A 17,045-nucleotide genomic window follows, 5' to 3' on the forward strand; every position below is an offset into this window, starting at 1 on the left:
GGTCAGGGGGCAGGTCGATACACCCGGCCCCGGGCGACGAGTTCTATCGTGGCTGCGACAGCGCAGGATTGGGCCAGCAGTAGACCCACCAGCACCAACACCTGCACGGCGGCCGCTTGCACCGCAGAGCCACTGGCGAGCAGCACACCCACGAAAGCGCCCGGCAGCGTGACCAATCCGACGGTGCGAGTTTGATCGACGCCAGGCAGCAAGGCGTCGGTGGCGGTCGGGCGGATCACTTCCAACCGAGCATCCCGATCGGTGAAACCGAGGCTCAACGCCGCCTCGACCTCACCATACCGTTCGGACAAGGCATCCAGCGCCCGCCGCGTGACCAATGAGGTCGCGGTCATGGTGCCGCCCAACAAGATTCCCCCAATCGGCACCAGCGCGACTCCGGTCAGCGGGACAACTCCGCTGAACAACATCGGGGGAAGTGTCGCCAACAGCCCTCCCCCGAGACCCACCGTCAGCCACACCGCCGACCAGCCGGCGCGTGCCCGCCGCACCACGGTGAACACCGCCGCCCCGAACATGACCAGCAAGACAAGCACCGACAACCACAGATGCGCCAATGCCGCGGCGAGAACGACTGCGACACAGCCCAGTTGGAGCACAGCCCGCCCAGCCGCGAAGGGCGCGACAGTCACCGGCCCGAGTCGAGCAACTCGATAGACCAAAGCCGCCGCTGCCACCAACACCAGACACAGGACCGCCAGCCCCATACCCGGCGTCACCACCGTGTTCACACCGCGCCTCCCACGTTCAAGCGGGGCGCAGACCGTCATTCCCCTCTGATCCGAGCCCGCCACGCGAAGCGACGCTCGATCGCCCGGCGACGGCTCAAACGATGGTGACAGTACCAAGCGCACGGCGGTTCATCCGTAATCGGTGTGGGTGGATGCAGTAGGTTCAGACCGGACGGTTCGATCGGTGCGGCTCGGGGCGTAAGGAGGCACGTTGGCGTTGGCCGATGGAGAGCCGGGGTTGGCACGAACCGCGCCGGGGGCCGGCCGGGTCGTCGTCGCTCCGGACCGTGGGCTTGCGCTGTCCGCGACGCAATTGCGCTGGTGGGTGGCTCAGGAGCTGTATCCGGAGATTCCGAATACCGTCGCCATGTATCTGGAGGTGCGCGGGCCGCTGCGGGTGGATCTGTTGCGGGAGTCCGCTGCGCGCGCTGCGTGGGAGTTGCAGTCCCCGCATGTGCGGTTCCGGCTCGCCGATGGTTATCCGCGGCAGTTTCTGGACCCTGACGCGTTCGCGCCGATGGGCTTCGAGGATCTGACCGGTCGGCCCGACCCGGCGGGTGACGCGCTGGAATGGATGTCACGCGACTACGGCGCGCCGCTGAATCTGCGCACCGATCGGCTGACCTGCGCCACTGCCTTCCGCATCGAGCCGGACGTACATCTGTTGTATCTACGCAGCCATCACATTGTGTTGGACGGGCTCGGTGCCGCCGTGGTGCTACGCCGCACGGTCGAGTTGTACGCCACCGCAATAGGTTCGGCGGCCGAAGTGGCAAATGGCAGCGAATCGCGGAGTCCGCTGACCATCGCCGAACTCCTGGAAGAGGATCACAGCTACGCCGATTCGGTGCGGGCGCGCACCGATCGCGAGTATTGGTCGGAGCAGTTGGCGGGCATGGCCGAACCGGTGCGCCTGGCTGGGCGGTCGGCGGTCCGCCCCCGCCCGCCGCATCGAGTAGCGGCCACGGTGCCGGACCGTACCGCGGAGCGGCTCACAGCGTGGCGTCAGAGCAGCGAACATACGTTCCCGGAGCTGACCATCGCGGCCTTCGCCTGCTATCTCGCCGCCATGACCGGCACGGACGAGATAGTGCTGTCACTGCCGGTGGCGGCACGGCCCACGGCGGCCTTGCGCCGGTCGGCGGGCTCGGTGTCCAATGTCGTGCCGTTGCGACTGCGCGCGCTTCGCGATGCCACGGTCGCGGAAGTGGTTCAGCAGGTGCGGGCCCGCGTGGTCGGCGCGCTACGCCATCAGCGGTACCGATACGAGGATATCCAACGTGATCGGGGTGAAAACCACACCGCGCGAGGCAGTTTCGGTCCGGTGGTGAATATGCTCGGAGCTGTCGAGCGAGTGCAGATGGCGCAACTCACCGTGCACGTGCACCTCCTGGCGCTGGGACCGGTGGAGGATCTACTGGTCAACGGTTACCAGCTCGGGTCCGAGGTCACCATTGACATGCAGGCCAACTCGGAGCTGTATTCCGCGACCGCGCTGGCCGGACATCACCAGCAGTTCCTGGCCTACTTCGACCGATTCCTCGAGGATCCGCAACGGCCGGTGCGGGCATTGGATCCGAGCCGCGCGGAGGCTACCGGAGTCGCGGTGGATACCGATCGACTGTTGCCGGATCTCCTGCGCGCCCAGCTGATCGGCGACCAAAGCCCCCTGAACGCGCTCGATTCGGTTGCCTTACAGGACGGCACTCGCACCTGGACCTACCGCGAGCTGGACGAAGTATCTTCGCAGTGGGCGCGCGAGTTGATCGAATCAGGCGTGGGCCCAGGCGAATTCGTACTGCTGGCAATTCCACGATCAGCCGAGTCGGTGATCGCGCTGTGGGCGGTGGCGAAAACCGGAGCCGCCTTCGTGCCGATCGACCCCACAGATCCGGCTCGCCGATCGGCGACGGTCGCCACGGATTCCGGTGCGCTGTTGGGAATGACCGTCACCACCGTCCGCGACAACCTGCCACCGGAACCGTCCTGGCTGGCGATGGACGACGCGCGCACCCTCGCGCGGATCCAGCAGCGGTCCGGTGCACCCATACGGGATCGGACCCGGCCACTACACCCGGATCATCCCGCCTATCTGATCTATACCTCGGGCACGACCGGCGTCCCGAAAGGTGTCGTCGTCACCCACCGCGGCCTCGGTCCGCTCACCGACTACATCGTCGATCACTATGGCGTAGATGGAGATTCCCGGGTACTGCATGCGCACGCCCCCTCCTTCGACGCGCATCTGCTCGAGTTGCTCGCCGCGTTCGCGGGCGGGGCTCGACTGATCGTCGAACCGCCATCGGTGGTGGCCGGACCAACGCTCGCCGCACTCCTGAACGAGTCCGCGATCACCCACTTCCTCACCACCCCTGCGGTATTGGCCACCCTTACCCCGGAGCAGGTGCCCGGACTCCGGGTCGCGGTGGTGGGCGGCGAATCCTGCCCCGCCGACCTGGTCCATCGCTGGGCACCGGCACTGCGGCTGTTCAACGGCTACGGCCCGACCGAAACCACTGTCATGGCAACACAATCCCGTGCATTGACAACGGGTGAACCCGTGTCGATCGGACCGCCGCTGCCCGGGGTGCGAACGCTGATCCTCGACCATCGGCTGCGCCATGCACCCCCGTGCGGACAAGGTGAGCTGTACCTGAGCGGCCCCGGCCTGGCACAGGGCTACCACGGCCGCCCGAGCGCCACGGCCGAGCGTTTCGTCGCCGACCCATTCGGTTCCGGCGAACGCGTCTATCGCACCGGCGATCTCGTGCGCTCGGCAGCAGATGACGCCCTGGAATTCCTGGGCCGGGCCGACGACCAACTGAGCGTCCGCGGCCGACGCACCGAGCCCGCGGAGGTAGCGGCCGCGCTGACGGGACTGCCCGGGGTAGCGCACGCCGTGGTGACCGCGCACGAGGGGCCGGGCGGCGGCCGTTTGATCGGATATGTCGTTGCCACCCAAGAGCATCGACTCGATCACGCCGATCTCATTCGGCGCCTGCGCGAGCTGTTGCCCGCAGCCCTGGTACCCGCGCAGCTGGTCGAGCTGGACCGGCTGCCGGTCACCGCGCACGGCAAAATCGATCGGGCCGCATTGCCCACGCCGGCGGCCGTTCAACGGCCTTATCGCGCCCCCGAGTCCGACCTGGAACGCCTGGTCGCCGACCACTTCGCAACGGCGACCGCCGCAGCGCGCGCCGGGCTCGACGACGACTTCTTCGAGCTCGGCGGCAATTCCCTGCTGGGCGTGGGACTTTCGGCCGAACTGGCCGCGGCGACCGGGCTGCCGGTGACAGTGCGCTGGCTCTACACCGCCCCGACCGTGCGGGAACTGGCCGCACGCCTGGCCGACCACGACGGCAGCACCACGACCGACGACGCCCTCGGCGTAGTGCTCACCTTGCGCCGCAACGGATTCCGTCCACCGCTGTTCTGCGTGCACTCAGCTGTCCCGCTGGCGTGGTGCTATGCGGGCTTGGCCCGTCAACTCACCGACCGACCTGTCTTCGGCCTGCAAGCGTTGACGCTGACGGGTGAACCGCGTTCCGGCGCCGGCATCGACGACCTCGCCGCCGGCTATGTCGAGGAGATACTGCGGGTGCAACCCGAAGGCCCATACCACCTGCTGGGCTGGTCCCTGGGTGGGCAGATCGCGCACGCCATCGCCGTGCGGCTGCGGAAACGCGGCGCGCGGGTCGCGACGCTGGCGTTGCTCGACAGCGTCATCTTCCCCGACGGCATGCCGCCCCCGCCGACGCCCCGCATGCGTGATCTGCTCACCCACCTACTCGGCGACGAACCCGCGGACGGCGACGCCCTCGAAGACCTCACCGCCGACCAGGCAGCAGCCGAATTAGCCAGCGCCGCAGCCTCCTTCGGCACCGGACTGACCGCCGACCAGTTGACTCGCCTGCATCGCGGTTACGCCGACGGCGTGCGCCTGTCGCACAGCTATCGCCCCGGCGTCTTCGACGGTGACCTGTTGTATTTCTCGGCCACCCACGGGCAGACCGAATTCCTCGACGCGCAGATGTGGCGGCCCTACGTCACCGGCGCGCTCATCGAGCATCCCGTCGACACCACCCATGCCCAGATGGTCAACGCCGACGTCGTCGCCGTCATCGGCCCACTGCTCGCCACGCACATGGAGCGGGAGGATCTCCGATGAGGACAGGGCCACGCTCCGCGGTGCACTGGTGGAATGTGTACGCGGACACCGAGCAGTGGGAGCGGCAAGGCGCGACCGCCACGACGCTGCTGCGGTGGATGACCGACTATCTATCCCGGCCGCATCCCGAGTTGGGGCGGCCGGGTCCGGTGTGCCCTTTCGTGCGGCAGAGCGCCGAGAAGGGACTGGTCTGGGCCGGTTCCGCCGTGGGCGGCGACGCATTGACAGCGCAGCGGATACAAGACATCTTCGACGACTCGTTCGAGGTGTACCGCGACCTGCTGCGGGAGAGCCCCGCGGACGCACGGCGTTTGACGCTGATCACGGTGTTTCCGGAGTTGACGCGCTACGAACTGATCGATGCCGTACACCAGGAACGCAAGACCGAGGTGGTCCGGGAGGGGTTGATGCTCGGTCAGTTCTATCCGGGCTGCACGGTTCCCGGGCTGTGGAATCGCGACTTCCATCCCCTGGACGCGCCGGTGCCGATGCTGGTGCTGCGCGCGATGATGAGCACCGACTTTCCGTTCCTGGTCGCCCGGACGGAGTGGCTGTACGCCTATCTCACCCAGTCGGCGCCGGACCTGCCTCGCAAGTTGCGTTGGGCTATTGCCGAGCGAATGCAGGTCGACGGCCCGGAGGCCGGTCAGATCACCGAGCTGCGCATACATTCGGCCGACGAACACGCCCGTTGATCCACGGCAAGCGCGACCAACCGAGGGATACTCCAACCATGCACCGGCTTCCGCGCTGCCTGGTAGTCCTGATCGCCGCATTCGCTGCGCTGTTGCCATTCCCGGCAACCGCCGACCCGGGCGCGGGGATTCTCGAGGTACGCCCCCTCGGTGGCCGGCAGTACGAGGTCGTCGTCTATTCGGCGGCCATGGGCAGGGCGATCCCGATCTGGGTTTCGCACCCGGGTGGGCCCGCGCCCGCGCTGTATCTCCTCAACGCGGTGGACGGCGGCGAAACGGGCGGTCCCTGGACCAATCGCACCGATGCCGCGCAGTTCTTCGCCGACAAACCGGTCAATGTGATCCAGCCGATCGGCGGGCGCGCCTCCTACTACACCGACTGGCTGTCCGACGATCCCACGCTCGGACGGAACAAGTGGTCCACCTTCCTGATCAACGAGCTGCCGCCGCTTTTGCAGGGGCACTTCGGCATGACCGGCCGCAATGCCGTCGCCGGAACATCGATGTCGGCGACTTCGGCACTGAATCTCGCCATCGAGGCGCCCGGCCACTATCAGGCGGTGGGCTCCTACAGCGGCTGCCCACGCACCAGCGACCCGCTGGCCAGCGCTTACGTGTATTCCCAATTGGGGCTGTTCGGCGCGAACGCCGGCAATATGTGGGGCGGGGTCGGCAACCCCGCCTGGGCGGCCCATGATCCCGTCCACAACGCCGACCGGCTGCGCGGCACGACCCTGTACATCTCGGCTGGCAATGGCGCCGCGGGGGTGCACGACACCCTCTCCGATCCCTCGATCGGCGGTGACGCGGGCCGGCTCGCGGATCGCATGGCGGTCGGCGGCACCATGGAATCGCTGGTGCTCGCCTGCACCACTGCCCTGACCGACCGGCTGGCCGCCCTCGGCATTCCGGCCACCGTCATCCACCGCAACGGCACCCACGCCTGGCCCTACTGGCAGGACGATCTGCACGACTCCTGGCCGCTGTTCGCGGCCGCGCTCGGGGTCTAACGCTGCGCCGGTTCGCGCAGCGCGAGTGTCAACGCACCCATACCGAGGGCCACCACGGCGATCGCCGCGAACATGGTGACGCTGCCGGCCAGCGTGTGCGCGCGGAAGAACAGCGCACTCAACAGCGCCAGCCCCAACGCGTTTCCGATCTGCTCGATCGTCGGTAGCAGGCCCGAAGCCGCGTCCATCTGCCGTTGCTCCAGCCCGGACAGCATGATCGGTTGCAGTGGCACGAAGAACAATCCGACACTGAGCCCCGCCAGGAAGACCGGCCCCACCACCAGGGGAACAGACACGACACCGTCCGTCAGGTGCAGATAGCCGGCTCCGATGGCGACGAGCACTCCGTAAGCGGTGACGCCCAGCGTCAGGGCGCGAACCCCCCAGCGCCGCACCGCAATCGGCGAGACAAGCGCACCCACGCACGCGCCGACCGCGAACGGCGTCATCAATAACCCGGTGCGCCAGGGCGAGAACCCGAGCACCTCTTGGAGGGTGATGGACACCGCGAACACGAACGCGGTGAACAGGCCGAAGAATACGGTCACCAGCACCGACCCGACGGCGAACCGGCGGTCGGCGAACAGGTCCAAGCGCACCAGCGGAACCCGGCCGCGCCGCACCTCCCGGCGCTGCTGCACCAGGAACACCACCGCGCAGCCGACCGCCCCGGCAAGTACTGCCAACAGCGCTGTCCGCCAACCGTTCTGCTGGATATCGGTGAGCGCGTAGAGCAGCGCGAAGAGCGTCACCGTGGACAGCGCCGCCCCGACGAGATCCAGCCCCTCGCGCCGTGGTGGACGACCCAGGTGCAGATACCGCAGCGCCAGCCCGAACGTGATCAGCCCGAGCGGCAGGTTGATCAAAAAGATCGAATGCCACCCCAGTCCGAAGAGATCCGCCATGACCAGCGCCCCACCGAGAATGGGCCCCACCATTCCGGCGAACCCTGCCATCGCGCCATAGATCGCGAACACCTGCTGGTGGCGGCTGCGCGGAAAACTGGCCGTGACAATGGCGATGGTCTGCGCCGCCATCCCGCCGGCGGCCGCACCCTGCACCACCCGCGCCACCACGAGTTCGCTTGCGCTACCCGACATTCCACACCACACCGAGGCCACGGTGAACGCCACCACCGAGGCCAGGAACATGGTGCGCCGCCCAAACAACTCACCGATCCGGGCCGCCGTAAGCAGCGTGCAGGCGAAAGCCAGGGCGTAGCCCGAGACCACCAGCAACTGCGCCTGCCGCGACGCCGCCAGATCCGCGGTGATGCTGGGCAGCGCGGTGGTAACGATCGTTCCATCGATCATCTGCATGAACACCGCGATCAGGCAGCCGGTGAACGAAAGCCATGCGGCTCTCTCGCCGTCGGCCCGCTCCCCGACGGCGGTGAATTCCCCTGAACTCTGCGATGAGTCGATTCCGTCAGCATATCGGCAGCAAACCGTGAAGTCCCGCTGCGCCACAGCAAAGCATTGCCACCCTCGCCGCGGCCGAGTAGCCTCTTCGATATACCCCCTAAGGGTATTTATCTCCTGGCTCCACAGATGGAAGCGAGTGAATGTCGATGTCCCAGGACAGTTTTCTGACTCGCGCCGGCGCGCGAATCGCCTACCAGCTCAACGGATCCGGATCACCGCTCGGTTATGCGCACGGGGTGTTGCTGAGCCGGGACGCCGTGCGCCGCCTCGAGCTGTTCGATTTCGATCAGCTGGCAAGCGAACATCTGCTGCTCACCTACGATCAGCGCGGTCATGGCCGATCGACGGGCCGGCCCGTGGCCGAGGACTACCGGTTCGAAAACGTCGCGCACGATCTCTTGGCGCTCATGGACGAAGCCGGTCTCGACGAGCCCATGGATATCGTCGGATCCTCCCTCGGCTGCGCCGCGGCGCTCTATGCCGCCCTGGCGGCACCCGAGCGCTTCGGCCGCCTGGTGTTGATAATCCCGCCCGCGGCGTGGGACACCGACGGCAAACCGGCGCGGCAGTGGTACCACGACACGGCCGACCGCATCGAAAACATCAGCGCGCCCGCATGGCTCGAAGAGTGGGCGCAGGGCGACCCGCTACCGATCTTCGCCGACTACCCGCAATTCGGCTTCACTCCCGATGTGCCGAACGACCTACTCGCACCGGTGCTGCACGGCGTGGGCTCGGCCGACCTCCCGGCGCCACAGGACCTCGCAGCCCTCTCGCACCCGACCCTCATCCTGGCCTGGGAGACCGACCCACTCCATCCGGTGTCGACGGCACAGCGCCTCGACGAACACCTACCGAACTCGAGCTTGCAGATCGCGCACTCGGTGGACGACATCAAGACATGGACCCATCGAATCGCCGAATTCTGCCGCTGAGGCTTTGTCCTATGAGGCGGCGATCGGTTGCTGGGGGTGCCGGATCGCGGTGAGTAAGCGCAGGCAGCGGTCGGCCATCTCCGCAGGGTTATGGCCGGGGTGGTCGCTCCACCAAGAGATGGTGGTGGACACGATGCTGAACCACCACGCCCGCAGCAGCGAATGATCCTCGGGGTCGAAAGTTCCTGCGCCGCCCAGGACTTCGGCCACGCCGTCGGAACCCATGGTGTTGAGTGCGTCCTGATAGGCGCGTGCGCGATCGTAAGCAGGACTCGGGCGGGGCAGGGTGCCGTCGTAAATGATCCGCCAATTCTGGGTACGTCCGTCCAGGGCATGGAAAATCCCGGTGAGGGTGGCCAGTGCTTTGCCTTGCGCGCCGTGGACAACTTGGGCGCGAGCGACAGCCTCGACGAGACTCTCGCCCGCGCGCTGCACGCAGGCGGTGTGCAGACCGTCCCGGGAACCGAAGTAGGTGTAGATCAGCGGCTTGGAAACCCCTGCGGCGGTAGCGATATCGGCAAGGGAGGCGTTAGCGTAGCCGCGGGTGCCGAACTCGGCCGTGGCGATGTCGAGGATCTGTAGTTCGCGTTGCTCACGCGGTACGCCCTTGGTCCCGGCCCCGCTCATCGGACAGCACCGCTCCGCACCGGATCGATCAGGACACCGGGATTGAGGATCCCGGCAGGATCCAGCGCCGATTTCGACGCCCGCAGCGCGTGCGCGAACGGTTCGGGGCGCTGCCCGTCGTACCAGGGCCGGTGGTCACGGCCGACGGCATGATGATGGGTAATAGTTCCGCCGGAACTCGACAATGCCTGTGAGACAGCAGATTTGATCTCGTCCCACTGCTCGACAGTCTGCCCCCAACGGCCGGCGGCGTAGATGCCGAAATATGGTGCGGGACCATCTGGATAGACGTGCGTGAACCGGCAGGTCACCACTCCGGTGATGCCGAGCGCCTCGAAAGCCTTCGTCGCCGCCGCGTGCACCGCCGCTCGCAGCTCGTCGAAACGATCCCAGGTGCAGGCGGTTTCGAAGGTTTCCACGATCATCGACTGCGCGGCCAGCGCATCGCGCTGATACGGCATCCGCAAGAACGAGGACCGCCAGGTATCAGCGGCCCCGGAGCGCGCCGGGTCCTCTTCGGAGTCGGTGGATCGGACCCCTTCCGGGACCCTGCCGCCATGGTCACGGCAGATCTGCAGCGCCCACGACAGCGGCTCGTCGACCGGATGATCCGCTGATTCGAAGCCCAGCACCAGCACGCCGCCGGAAGTGGGCGTACCCGCGTTGAGGAACGCCTCGACCGGATCCAGCAACCGGCAGTTCGCCGGGAACAACCCGGATTGCGCGATACCCCGAGTCGCGGCGACCGCAGCGCTGTAGTCGTCGAAGATCACCGACGCACCCGCCCGCCACCGCGGGCGAACCTGCACCCGCATCCACGCCTCCGTGATCACCCCCAGAATGCCTTCGGAACCGAGAAACATCCGGTCCGGCGACGGACCAGCGCCCGACCCCGGCAACCGGCGGGACTCGCTGATCCCGATCGGCGTCACCACCCGCATCGACTCGACCAAGTCGTCGATATGGGTGTAAACGGTCGCGTAATGTCCGCCCGCCCGAGTAGCCAGCCAGCCACCGAGCGTTGAAAACTCGAACGACTGCGGAAAGTGCCGCAACGTCAACCCTTCCGGCCGCAGGGCCCGCTCCAACACAGGCCCCAACATCCCCGCCTGAATCCGCGCCGCCCGGCTGACCGGATCGATCTCCACCACCCGGTTCAACAGCCCCAGATCCAACGACACCGTCCCGGCGTAATCGCCGACACCACGCGGCTCCACCCCACCCACCACCGAAGTGCCTCCGCCGAAGGGGATTACCGCGATCCCCGCCCCCGCACACCAGTCGAGTACATCCACCACATCACCTTCGGTGCGTGGGCGCACCACCAGATCCGGCACATGATCCACGCGCCCGAGCAACATCCGCACCACGTCCCGAAAAGCCTGCCCGTGCCCGTGCGCGACACGGTCGGCGAGATCACCAGAAGCCAACGCCGCCAACGCCTTCGGCGGCTCGATCCGGCAGTCGGGAACCGTTAGCTCGGCGAGTTCGGGTGGCTCGTGCACAGATAAGTCCGCACCCGGCATGATGTCTGCCACCCGACGAGTGAGTGCAGCGCGCTCCGCACCGACCACAGCGTCCTCGACGTTCCCCCAACCCCACCACGACCGCGTCACAGCCGCCTCCTCTCGACCGACTCAGCAATTGACCAGAAGGTAATTTACTTCAGAGTCAATTACAAGGGGTGTGCGGAAGCTGGTCGATGAGTTCGATGACAACCACGAACTCTGACTCACCGACCGGGCAACGCTCGGGACCAGCTGTCTTCAACTATCCCGGGATGCCACACGGCGACGACTGCGCAACCAAGCCGCGAAGGCGCTCGCCAAACTGCCCCGAGAAGACAAAGCCAGCGGGGAACCGAATCCCCCGGGGCCGTAGAACGGCGGGTCGATTGCAACCGTCGGGGTTCTGTGACGCGGCTTGTCATCTTGCTGTCAGTTTGGTCTGGCCCGCGCTGGACACCGACCAGGTGCCCAGTCCAGCGGCACTCGCGGTGGCGCCCGTGGCGGTGTCGAGCAGGACTGGGATGCCTCCGATGAAGAAGGATGTTGCGATGCCGGTGGTGGCCTTGGTGGTCTTGCACGGGGCGGCGACGCCGTTGTTGTTCGCGGGGCACGGGGAGAGCACGCCGGGGGCGGGGGCCAGGAATTGCAGGCCGATTTCCTTGCCTGACAATATGATTCCCTTGCCGTTCACCGTGTGCAGCGGGTCACCGGCGATCACTGGCAGCGTGCCGCCGTGGGCGCATTTGATGGTCGCGCCCACGACCAGAACGAATGGCATGGTGGTCGCTCCCCGTTAGTCGTCGCTCCAGATCCAGATGTGCTGGGCTTTGATCGCGCCGCCCGATCTGGCGACGATGCCGTCGATGATGTAGGTGCCCTCGGCGACCGTCAGCTTCAGTCCGCGGGCATCGATCGCGACGGCCTGCTGATAGCCGGGCGGGAGATGCTTGTCGGCGATCCGGCGCTTGGCTTGCCTGACGACGGCACTGATCAAGGCGTCGGGATTCTTCTTCAACGTCGTCAGGTACTGCTTCGCGTCGATGGAGAGTTTCAGCGGATGCACGACAGTATCGAGTATCCCGGCACCGGGTGTCCCCCTCTTGACTACCGCTCCGTTCATGATCGCCAGTTGACTACTCGTGCCGCCTGGATACGCCGCGTCGAACGGAGCCTCCACCTCGGGTTCGAACCCCTTCGCGCTCTTGGCGATTGCCGAGCGGCGGTCCCGAGGGCTCGGCTTCCTCGGCCCGTACATCACACCGGTGACGGGCAGCTCGGGCTTCTTGCCGTACCCGGGCTGCGTCACCTCACTCGCGCTGCGCGCGGTTTTGATCATGTCGGGGGAGGGCGGTCGCACCGGGTCGGGAGCCGTCGGCCCGCGCCCGCCAGCGCTGGCTTTCACCGGCGGCGGCACCGCCGGTGGTGGTGTGACTCCACTGTCACCCGCGATCACCAGCGCCGGCGCGGGCAACGCCGACTCATGTACCGCGGAAGGTGCTTCCGCCGCGGCGGCATGCACGGCGGGTGGCGCATCGGCGTCCACCAACTCCGGCTCTTGCTGTGGTGCAGTCTTTTTGACGGGTTCCACGAGCGCCGGGTCTTGCTGCGGCGCAGCCTTTTTGAGGGGGTCCGGCATCTTCTCATCCGGCGGACGCTCGAATTCCCGGCGTTTCGGCGGGGCCTCGACGGGCGATTCGTGGAACGGGCTCGGATCCTTACGGCGACGCCAGTCCGGGTGCACGCCTGGCTCGCGGGGTGGCAGCGCCGGGGTTTTCGGAGGCAACTCGGGGGTCTTCGACGGTGGCGGCGCAACCGGTTTCGGCACCGGTCTCGGCATGGGAGGCGGAAAGGTCACCGGCTCGGGTGCGGGCGGATCGGGTCGCCGGAAGGGATGGCCGCCCTGGTCGGGCGGCTGTGGCACCGGTTTGGGCGTAGGGGCCGGAGCGGGCTTGTTCCCCCCGACATGTTCGGCCGGACCGACCTTGACCATGACGGCGGGTTCGGGCTCGGGCGTCGGGGCCGCTTTCCCCGACTTTGCACCGGGCTTCTGCGAATTCATCTGGTGCGCAACAACTTGCCGCAGCGCGTCCAGTCCGGCTTTCACGACGGCGGCCAGATCCTTGTGCAGGATCTTGTCGCGATCGGGCCCGTGCGCGTGCTGCAGATCGTGTGCGTATTGCAGTACCGGTTGTGCGGTGGCCAGCGCCACCATCGCGAAATCGATGAAGAGGGGCAACAGTTTTCGCCCACCCTTCGCCGCCCGCAGGCCGGCGATGAACAGCACCATGTTGCCGATCGCGAACCAGAAATCCCGGGTGCGCACGAACGCGGTCGGGTCCTCCTCGGTGGCGCCCTTACGCACCGCGACCTCGATCGATTTCGCGGAACCGAGCGCGGCAACGATCTTCAGAGGGATCGCTACTTCCTCGCCGCCCACAACCGCCAGCCCGACTTGCGACCCCACACTGCCTGCGATCTGGGCCTTTTCGCGCGCGGTGAGCATGCCGTCGTCCGGGGCGGCTCCTTCGAAGGCCCCGGATTTGTCCACGGCCCCTTCGACTTTGTCGAAGGCCTTACTGACAAGCCCGGAGATCATCGGCGCCTTCGTTATGGGGTCGATCGCGATCGACACACCGGTCTCCGGGTCCACCGGGGCCTGTTCCGCTGCTTCCCGGAGCTGTCGGGTGAGCGGTCCGGTGAGCCCGATGGTGCCGCCCGACACCACAATTGCCGTGCCCCGCACGGCGGTGCTCAGCACCTTGCGTTGCGTTTCGCCGAGACCCACGTGCTTGGCGGCGTCGTCCAGACTTCCGAAAGCCATGTCCTCGGTTTGACCAACTTTGGACACCGCCCAGACGCCGGTGTCGATCAGGTTCGCGGCCTCGAGCCACACACCTTCGGCCGTGCCGAAGTAACCCTTGACCGCATCGCGGGCTTGGACCTTCGCCTGCTTTTTCAGCGCTGGCATCGCCTTCTTCGCCGTCGCGACAGCCTTCGTCTGGGCCTGTACCACCGCCTGCGCCTTCTCCGCGACTACGGCGGGCGTGACCTGCTGAACCGTGCTGACGACCGCTTCTTTGGCGACCTGCGCGGCCGCGCGCAGCTGCTCCTCGACCGCACGCGCGCGGGCGAAGGCTGCGGCTTTGGCGGCTTCCGCCTTCGCGAACGCATCATCCTTGAACGCCCGAGCGCGTTCGAAGTACCCCTTCTCCGCCTTCGCGACACCCATCGGCGCACGCACCGCCACCCGGACCGGGCCGCCACCCAGGGCGACGCGCGCCGCGGCAGCATCGGCCTCGGCTTCGGCGGCGTCGTTACGGCCACCACCCTTCGCAGTCGAATCACGCTGCTGGACAACGTGAGTCAGCTCATGCGCGATCAGCATTCGCCCCTCGGGCGTGCCGGGCTCGAACTGCCCGGACCCGAAGACCACGTCCCGCCCCACTGTGTAGGCGCTCGCACCCATGGCGTCGGCGCTCGCCGCCGCGGCCGCATGGGTGTGAATGGTGACGTCGGAGAAGTTGTGCCCGAACGCTTCTCGCATCGACTCAGCCACCGCCGGACTGAGCCGACTGCCCATCGCCTGATTGCCCGCCGCATGCGCGAAATCGAGTAACCCGGACCGGGATTCGCGCGCGCGGCGCGCGGAACCGTTCTTCTCGGCCTTCCCGCGCTGGCCCTCCGGTGCCATTTTCGACGACTTCATGCCGGTCCCCCTGCCGCGTCGGGAACAACCTTGCCCATCTTCCGGTACTCACTGGCGACAGCGGTCAGCAAGTGGCCGGTACCGATCGGCACCTCCTCGGCGGCCGCGCAGAAGGCGGCACCGAGCAGAATATTGTTGATACTCGCCCCGGACAACGCGAAATCCCTTGCCATACGGTCGAAGTCGATTGTCTCGCGCGGCGCACCCGCCGGAAGCCGCGTCCGCCAGATGCGCGCCCGATCGGACTCACTCGGGAGCGGGAACTCCACGATGAACTGCAACCGCCGCACGAACGCCTCGTCCACGTTGTCTCGCATATTGGTGGTGAGGATCGCCAATCCGTCGTACTGCTCCATCCGCTGCAGCAGGTAGGAGATCTCCATATTGGCGTAGCGGTCGTGCGAATCGTGTACCGCGGAACGCTTTCCGAATATCGCGTCCGCCTCGTCGAACAGTAGGCAGGCATTCGCCCGTGGGGCCACGGTGAAAATACGCTCCAGATTCTTCTCGGTTTCCCCGATGTACTTGCTCACCACGGTGGACAAATCGATCTTGTACAAATCGACGCCGAGCTCATGCGCGACCACCTCGGCGGCCATCGTCTTCCCGGTCCCCGGGGGGCCGACGAACAGCGCGCTGATTCCTCGCCCGTGGGACATGCTGCGGCCGAAGCCCCACTCCCCCATCACCTGATCCTGATAGACGACGCGGCGGCAGATCTCCCGCAATTGCCCGGCGGCATGGCTGGGCAACACGATGTCGTCCCAGCCGTATATCGGGGTGATCTTGCGCGCCGCCAACGCCAATTCACTCCCGGAGTGCGCCCGTGCGGCGGCGAACAATTCGGCTACCGTCGGCGCGCGGTCCGAAGCACTCAGCACCGCGCTCCGAACGGCGTCCCGGATCTGGCTGTCGCTCAGCCGGAAGCGGCCGGCCAGCGTGCTGATATCCGCGGCTTCGACGCGCACCTCGGCCTGCCGCAGCGCGGCGGCCCACATCTGACGACGGCGCGTCGAGTCCGGCACCGCGAAAGGCACCACGACCACGTCGAATTCGTCGGCGCTCAACGGAATCCACGACCCACTGCCGGTGATAACGGTGACGCCCGAATGTGCCCGCAGCTGATCGGCCAGTGTTGCGCGCCTGCTCATTTCGTCCGCACCGCGAAGTTCGTCGAATTCCTCGAGGACCAGCAACGCCCCGTGCAGCAATGCCTCCCGCAGCACCACGGCGAGAATGTCGGCGAAGGTCTCGTCACGCGGCAGCGATCCGGCCCGGACGACCAGCATGGGCACCCCGAGTTCGGCCGCCAGTGCACGAGCCGACGCACCTTTCCCAGTGCCCGCCGGACCCTCGAAATAGGCTGTGAGCGGGCGTGTTCGCCACGCCGCACGCACGGATCGCAGCAGCGACTCCCCGACCGGTACTTCCTCAGCGCCCGGTCGCGGATGACTCAACCGGCAGCAACCCGCGAGCCGTCGATCGAGCCCGTTCTGGCCGAGCAACACGTCGACGATCTGCGGATCGAGGTGCAGCGTCTGCGCCGACATCGGCAGCCTGCCCTCCGCGGTCAGGGTGAGGATTCGGCCGCGCGACAGCGGCGCGGCCGTCCCGAACACGGTGCGGCGAGCCAGCTTCTCCGGCTGCGAACGGGTCAGCACGTTCAGCGCGAGATCCACGGTGGGTTGCCGCTGGCCGATATCGTCGTGCAGGTACCCGAACACCCGCCCATAGCGCAGATCGACCTCCGGCGCCAGCGCGATCAATACGACATCGAGCTCGAATTCGGTGAGCCCGTAGGTCTGCGCCAGCCACACCCACCCGGCGTCCTCGGCGAGGATGTGCTGCCAGGCCGGCTCGATGTCCCCGCCGCCGTGGACTTCCCCGGCATCGCGCAACGCCCGCTGCGCCGCCTCGGCATCGATATAAAGGCCGCGGAACGGATCGCCCGCCATTTCCAGGCCGAACGATTCACGGGCTGTCGCCAAGGCCTGGGCGAGAATTCTATTCAGCCGGCGCAGGGCGGCGCCGAGCTCCGCCGAGCCGGTGTCGGCGGCACCGACAGTCTCACGATATGTCGCCTTTTCGGACACCGGCATCTCCGCACATCGGTCCGCGGACAAGTGTGCTCATTGTAGAGCCAAACGGGGCAACGATGTCGTAAACTTGGAGCTGCGCGTTTTCGATCAAGTGGAGTCGAGATCTCGGGGGTCTCGGAAAAAC

At 67.0% G+C, this 17,045-nt stretch carries 11 protein-coding genes; 4 read left to right on the forward strand and 7 right to left on the reverse strand.

Annotation, left to right across the window (positions count from 1 at the left end):
- Nucleotides 1–2 precede the first annotated feature (2 nt).
- Nucleotides 3–725 carry an ABC transporter permease gene (locus IBX22_RS05215; RefSeq protein ID WP_228538507.1) on the reverse strand — a complete coding sequence of 241 codons (723 nt, stop codon included), beginning with the start codon at nucleotides 723–725 and terminating at the stop codon, nucleotides 3–5.
- Between the two features lie 235 nt (nucleotides 726–960).
- Between IBX22_RS05215 and IBX22_RS05220 the strand changes: the two genes are divergently transcribed.
- From IBX22_RS05220 to IBX22_RS05230, 3 genes are read left to right on the forward strand one after another with little or no spacing between them, the layout of a single operon-like run.
- Complete coding sequence (locus IBX22_RS05220) at nucleotides 961–4,917, forward strand: non-ribosomal peptide synthetase (protein ID WP_228538201.1); 3,957 nt, start codon at nucleotides 961–963, stop codon at nucleotides 4,915–4,917.
- A complete protein-coding gene (locus IBX22_RS05225) occupies nucleotides 4,914–5,612 on the forward strand; it encodes a DUF6875 domain-containing protein (protein WP_194814226.1) in 699 nt (232 codons plus the stop codon). Before IBX22_RS05220 ends, IBX22_RS05225 begins: the two co-directional genes overlap by 4 nt.
- A 38-nt stretch (nucleotides 5,613–5,650) precedes the next feature.
- On the forward strand, nucleotides 5,651–6,622 hold the full coding sequence (locus tag IBX22_RS05230; protein ID WP_194814227.1) for an alpha/beta hydrolase family protein: 972 nt from the start codon (nucleotides 5,651–5,653) through the stop codon (nucleotides 6,620–6,622).
- On the opposite strand, the gene IBX22_RS05235 is transcribed toward IBX22_RS05230, so the two are convergent.
- On the reverse strand, nucleotides 6,619–7,947 hold the full coding sequence (locus IBX22_RS05235; protein ID WP_309234575.1) for an MFS transporter: 1,329 nt from the start codon (nucleotides 7,945–7,947) through the stop codon (nucleotides 6,619–6,621). The two genes, IBX22_RS05230 and IBX22_RS05235, sit on opposite strands and share 4 nt — an antisense overlap.
- 239 nt (nucleotides 7,948–8,186) lie before the next feature.
- Between IBX22_RS05235 and IBX22_RS05240 the strand changes: the two genes are divergently transcribed.
- Nucleotides 8,187–8,981: an alpha/beta fold hydrolase gene (locus IBX22_RS05240; RefSeq protein WP_228538202.1), complete on the forward strand. Its 795-nt coding sequence runs from the start codon at nucleotides 8,187–8,189 to the stop codon at nucleotides 8,979–8,981.
- Nucleotides 8,982–8,990: 9 nt separating this feature from the next.
- Here IBX22_RS05240 and IBX22_RS05245 read toward each other — a convergent pair whose 3' ends face one another.
- From IBX22_RS05245 to IBX22_RS05265, 5 genes are all read right to left on the reverse strand, one after another.
- Nucleotides 8,991–9,608: a TetR/AcrR family transcriptional regulator gene (locus IBX22_RS05245; RefSeq protein ID WP_194814229.1), complete on the reverse strand. Its 618-nt coding sequence runs from the start codon at nucleotides 9,606–9,608 to the stop codon at nucleotides 8,991–8,993.
- A complete protein-coding gene (locus IBX22_RS05250; RefSeq protein ID WP_194814230.1) occupies nucleotides 9,605–11,224 on the reverse strand; it encodes an FAD-binding oxidoreductase in 1,620 nt (539 codons plus the stop codon). Before IBX22_RS05250 ends, IBX22_RS05245 begins: the two co-directional genes overlap by 4 nt.
- 310 nt (nucleotides 11,225–11,534) lie before the next feature.
- Nucleotides 11,535–11,894, reverse strand: coding sequence for a hypothetical protein (locus IBX22_RS05255; protein ID WP_194814231.1), 360 nt, complete (start codon nucleotides 11,892–11,894; stop codon nucleotides 11,535–11,537).
- A gap of 15 nt (nucleotides 11,895–11,909) precedes the next feature.
- Nucleotides 11,910–14,822, reverse strand: a complete 2,913-nt coding sequence (locus tag IBX22_RS37300; RefSeq protein WP_228538203.1) for a DUF4157 domain-containing protein — start codon at nucleotides 14,820–14,822, stop codon at nucleotides 11,910–11,912.
- Nucleotides 14,819–16,921, reverse strand: coding sequence for an ATP-binding protein (locus IBX22_RS05265; protein ID WP_228538204.1), 2,103 nt, complete (start codon nucleotides 16,919–16,921; stop codon nucleotides 14,819–14,821). The genes IBX22_RS37300 and IBX22_RS05265 overlap by 4 nt, the downstream gene beginning before the upstream one ends.
- Between the last annotated feature and the right edge of the window lie 124 nt (nucleotides 16,922–17,045).

It is taken from the genome of Nocardia sp. XZ_19_385 (genome assembly GCF_015355755.1).
In the GTDB taxonomy this organism is placed as follows: domain Bacteria; phylum Actinomycetota; class Actinomycetes; order Mycobacteriales; family Mycobacteriaceae; genus Nocardia.

What these genes read in the sequence shown, in the direction of transcription:
- IBX22_RS05215 (WP_228538507.1), bottom strand. Translation starts at nt 725, where the DNA reads ATGGGGCTGGCGGTCCTGTGTCTGGTGTTGGTGGCAGCGGCGGCTTTG.
- IBX22_RS05225 (WP_194814226.1), top strand. Translation starts at nt 4,914, where the DNA reads ATGAGGACAGGGCCACGCTCCGCGGTGCACTGGTGGAATGTGTACGCG.
- IBX22_RS05230 (WP_194814227.1), top strand. Translation starts at nt 5,651, where the DNA reads ATGCACCGGCTTCCGCGCTGCCTGGTAGTCCTGATCGCCGCATTCGCT.
- IBX22_RS05240 (WP_228538202.1), top strand. Translation starts at nt 8,187, where the DNA reads ATGTCGATGTCCCAGGACAGTTTTCTGACTCGCGCCGGCGCGCGAATC.
- IBX22_RS05245 (WP_194814229.1), bottom strand. Translation starts at nt 9,608, where the DNA reads ATGAGCGGGGCCGGGACCAAGGGCGTACCGCGTGAGCAACGCGAACTA.
- IBX22_RS05255 (WP_194814231.1), bottom strand. Translation starts at nt 11,894, where the DNA reads ATGCCATTCGTTCTGGTCGTGGGCGCGACCATCAAATGCGCCCACGGC.
- IBX22_RS37300 (WP_228538203.1), bottom strand. Translation starts at nt 14,822, where the DNA reads ATGAAGTCGTCGAAAATGGCACCGGAGGGCCAGCGCGGGAAGGCCGAG.
- IBX22_RS05265 (WP_228538204.1), bottom strand. Translation starts at nt 16,921, where the DNA reads ATGCCGGTGTCCGAAAAGGCGACATATCGTGAGACTGTCGGTGCCGCC.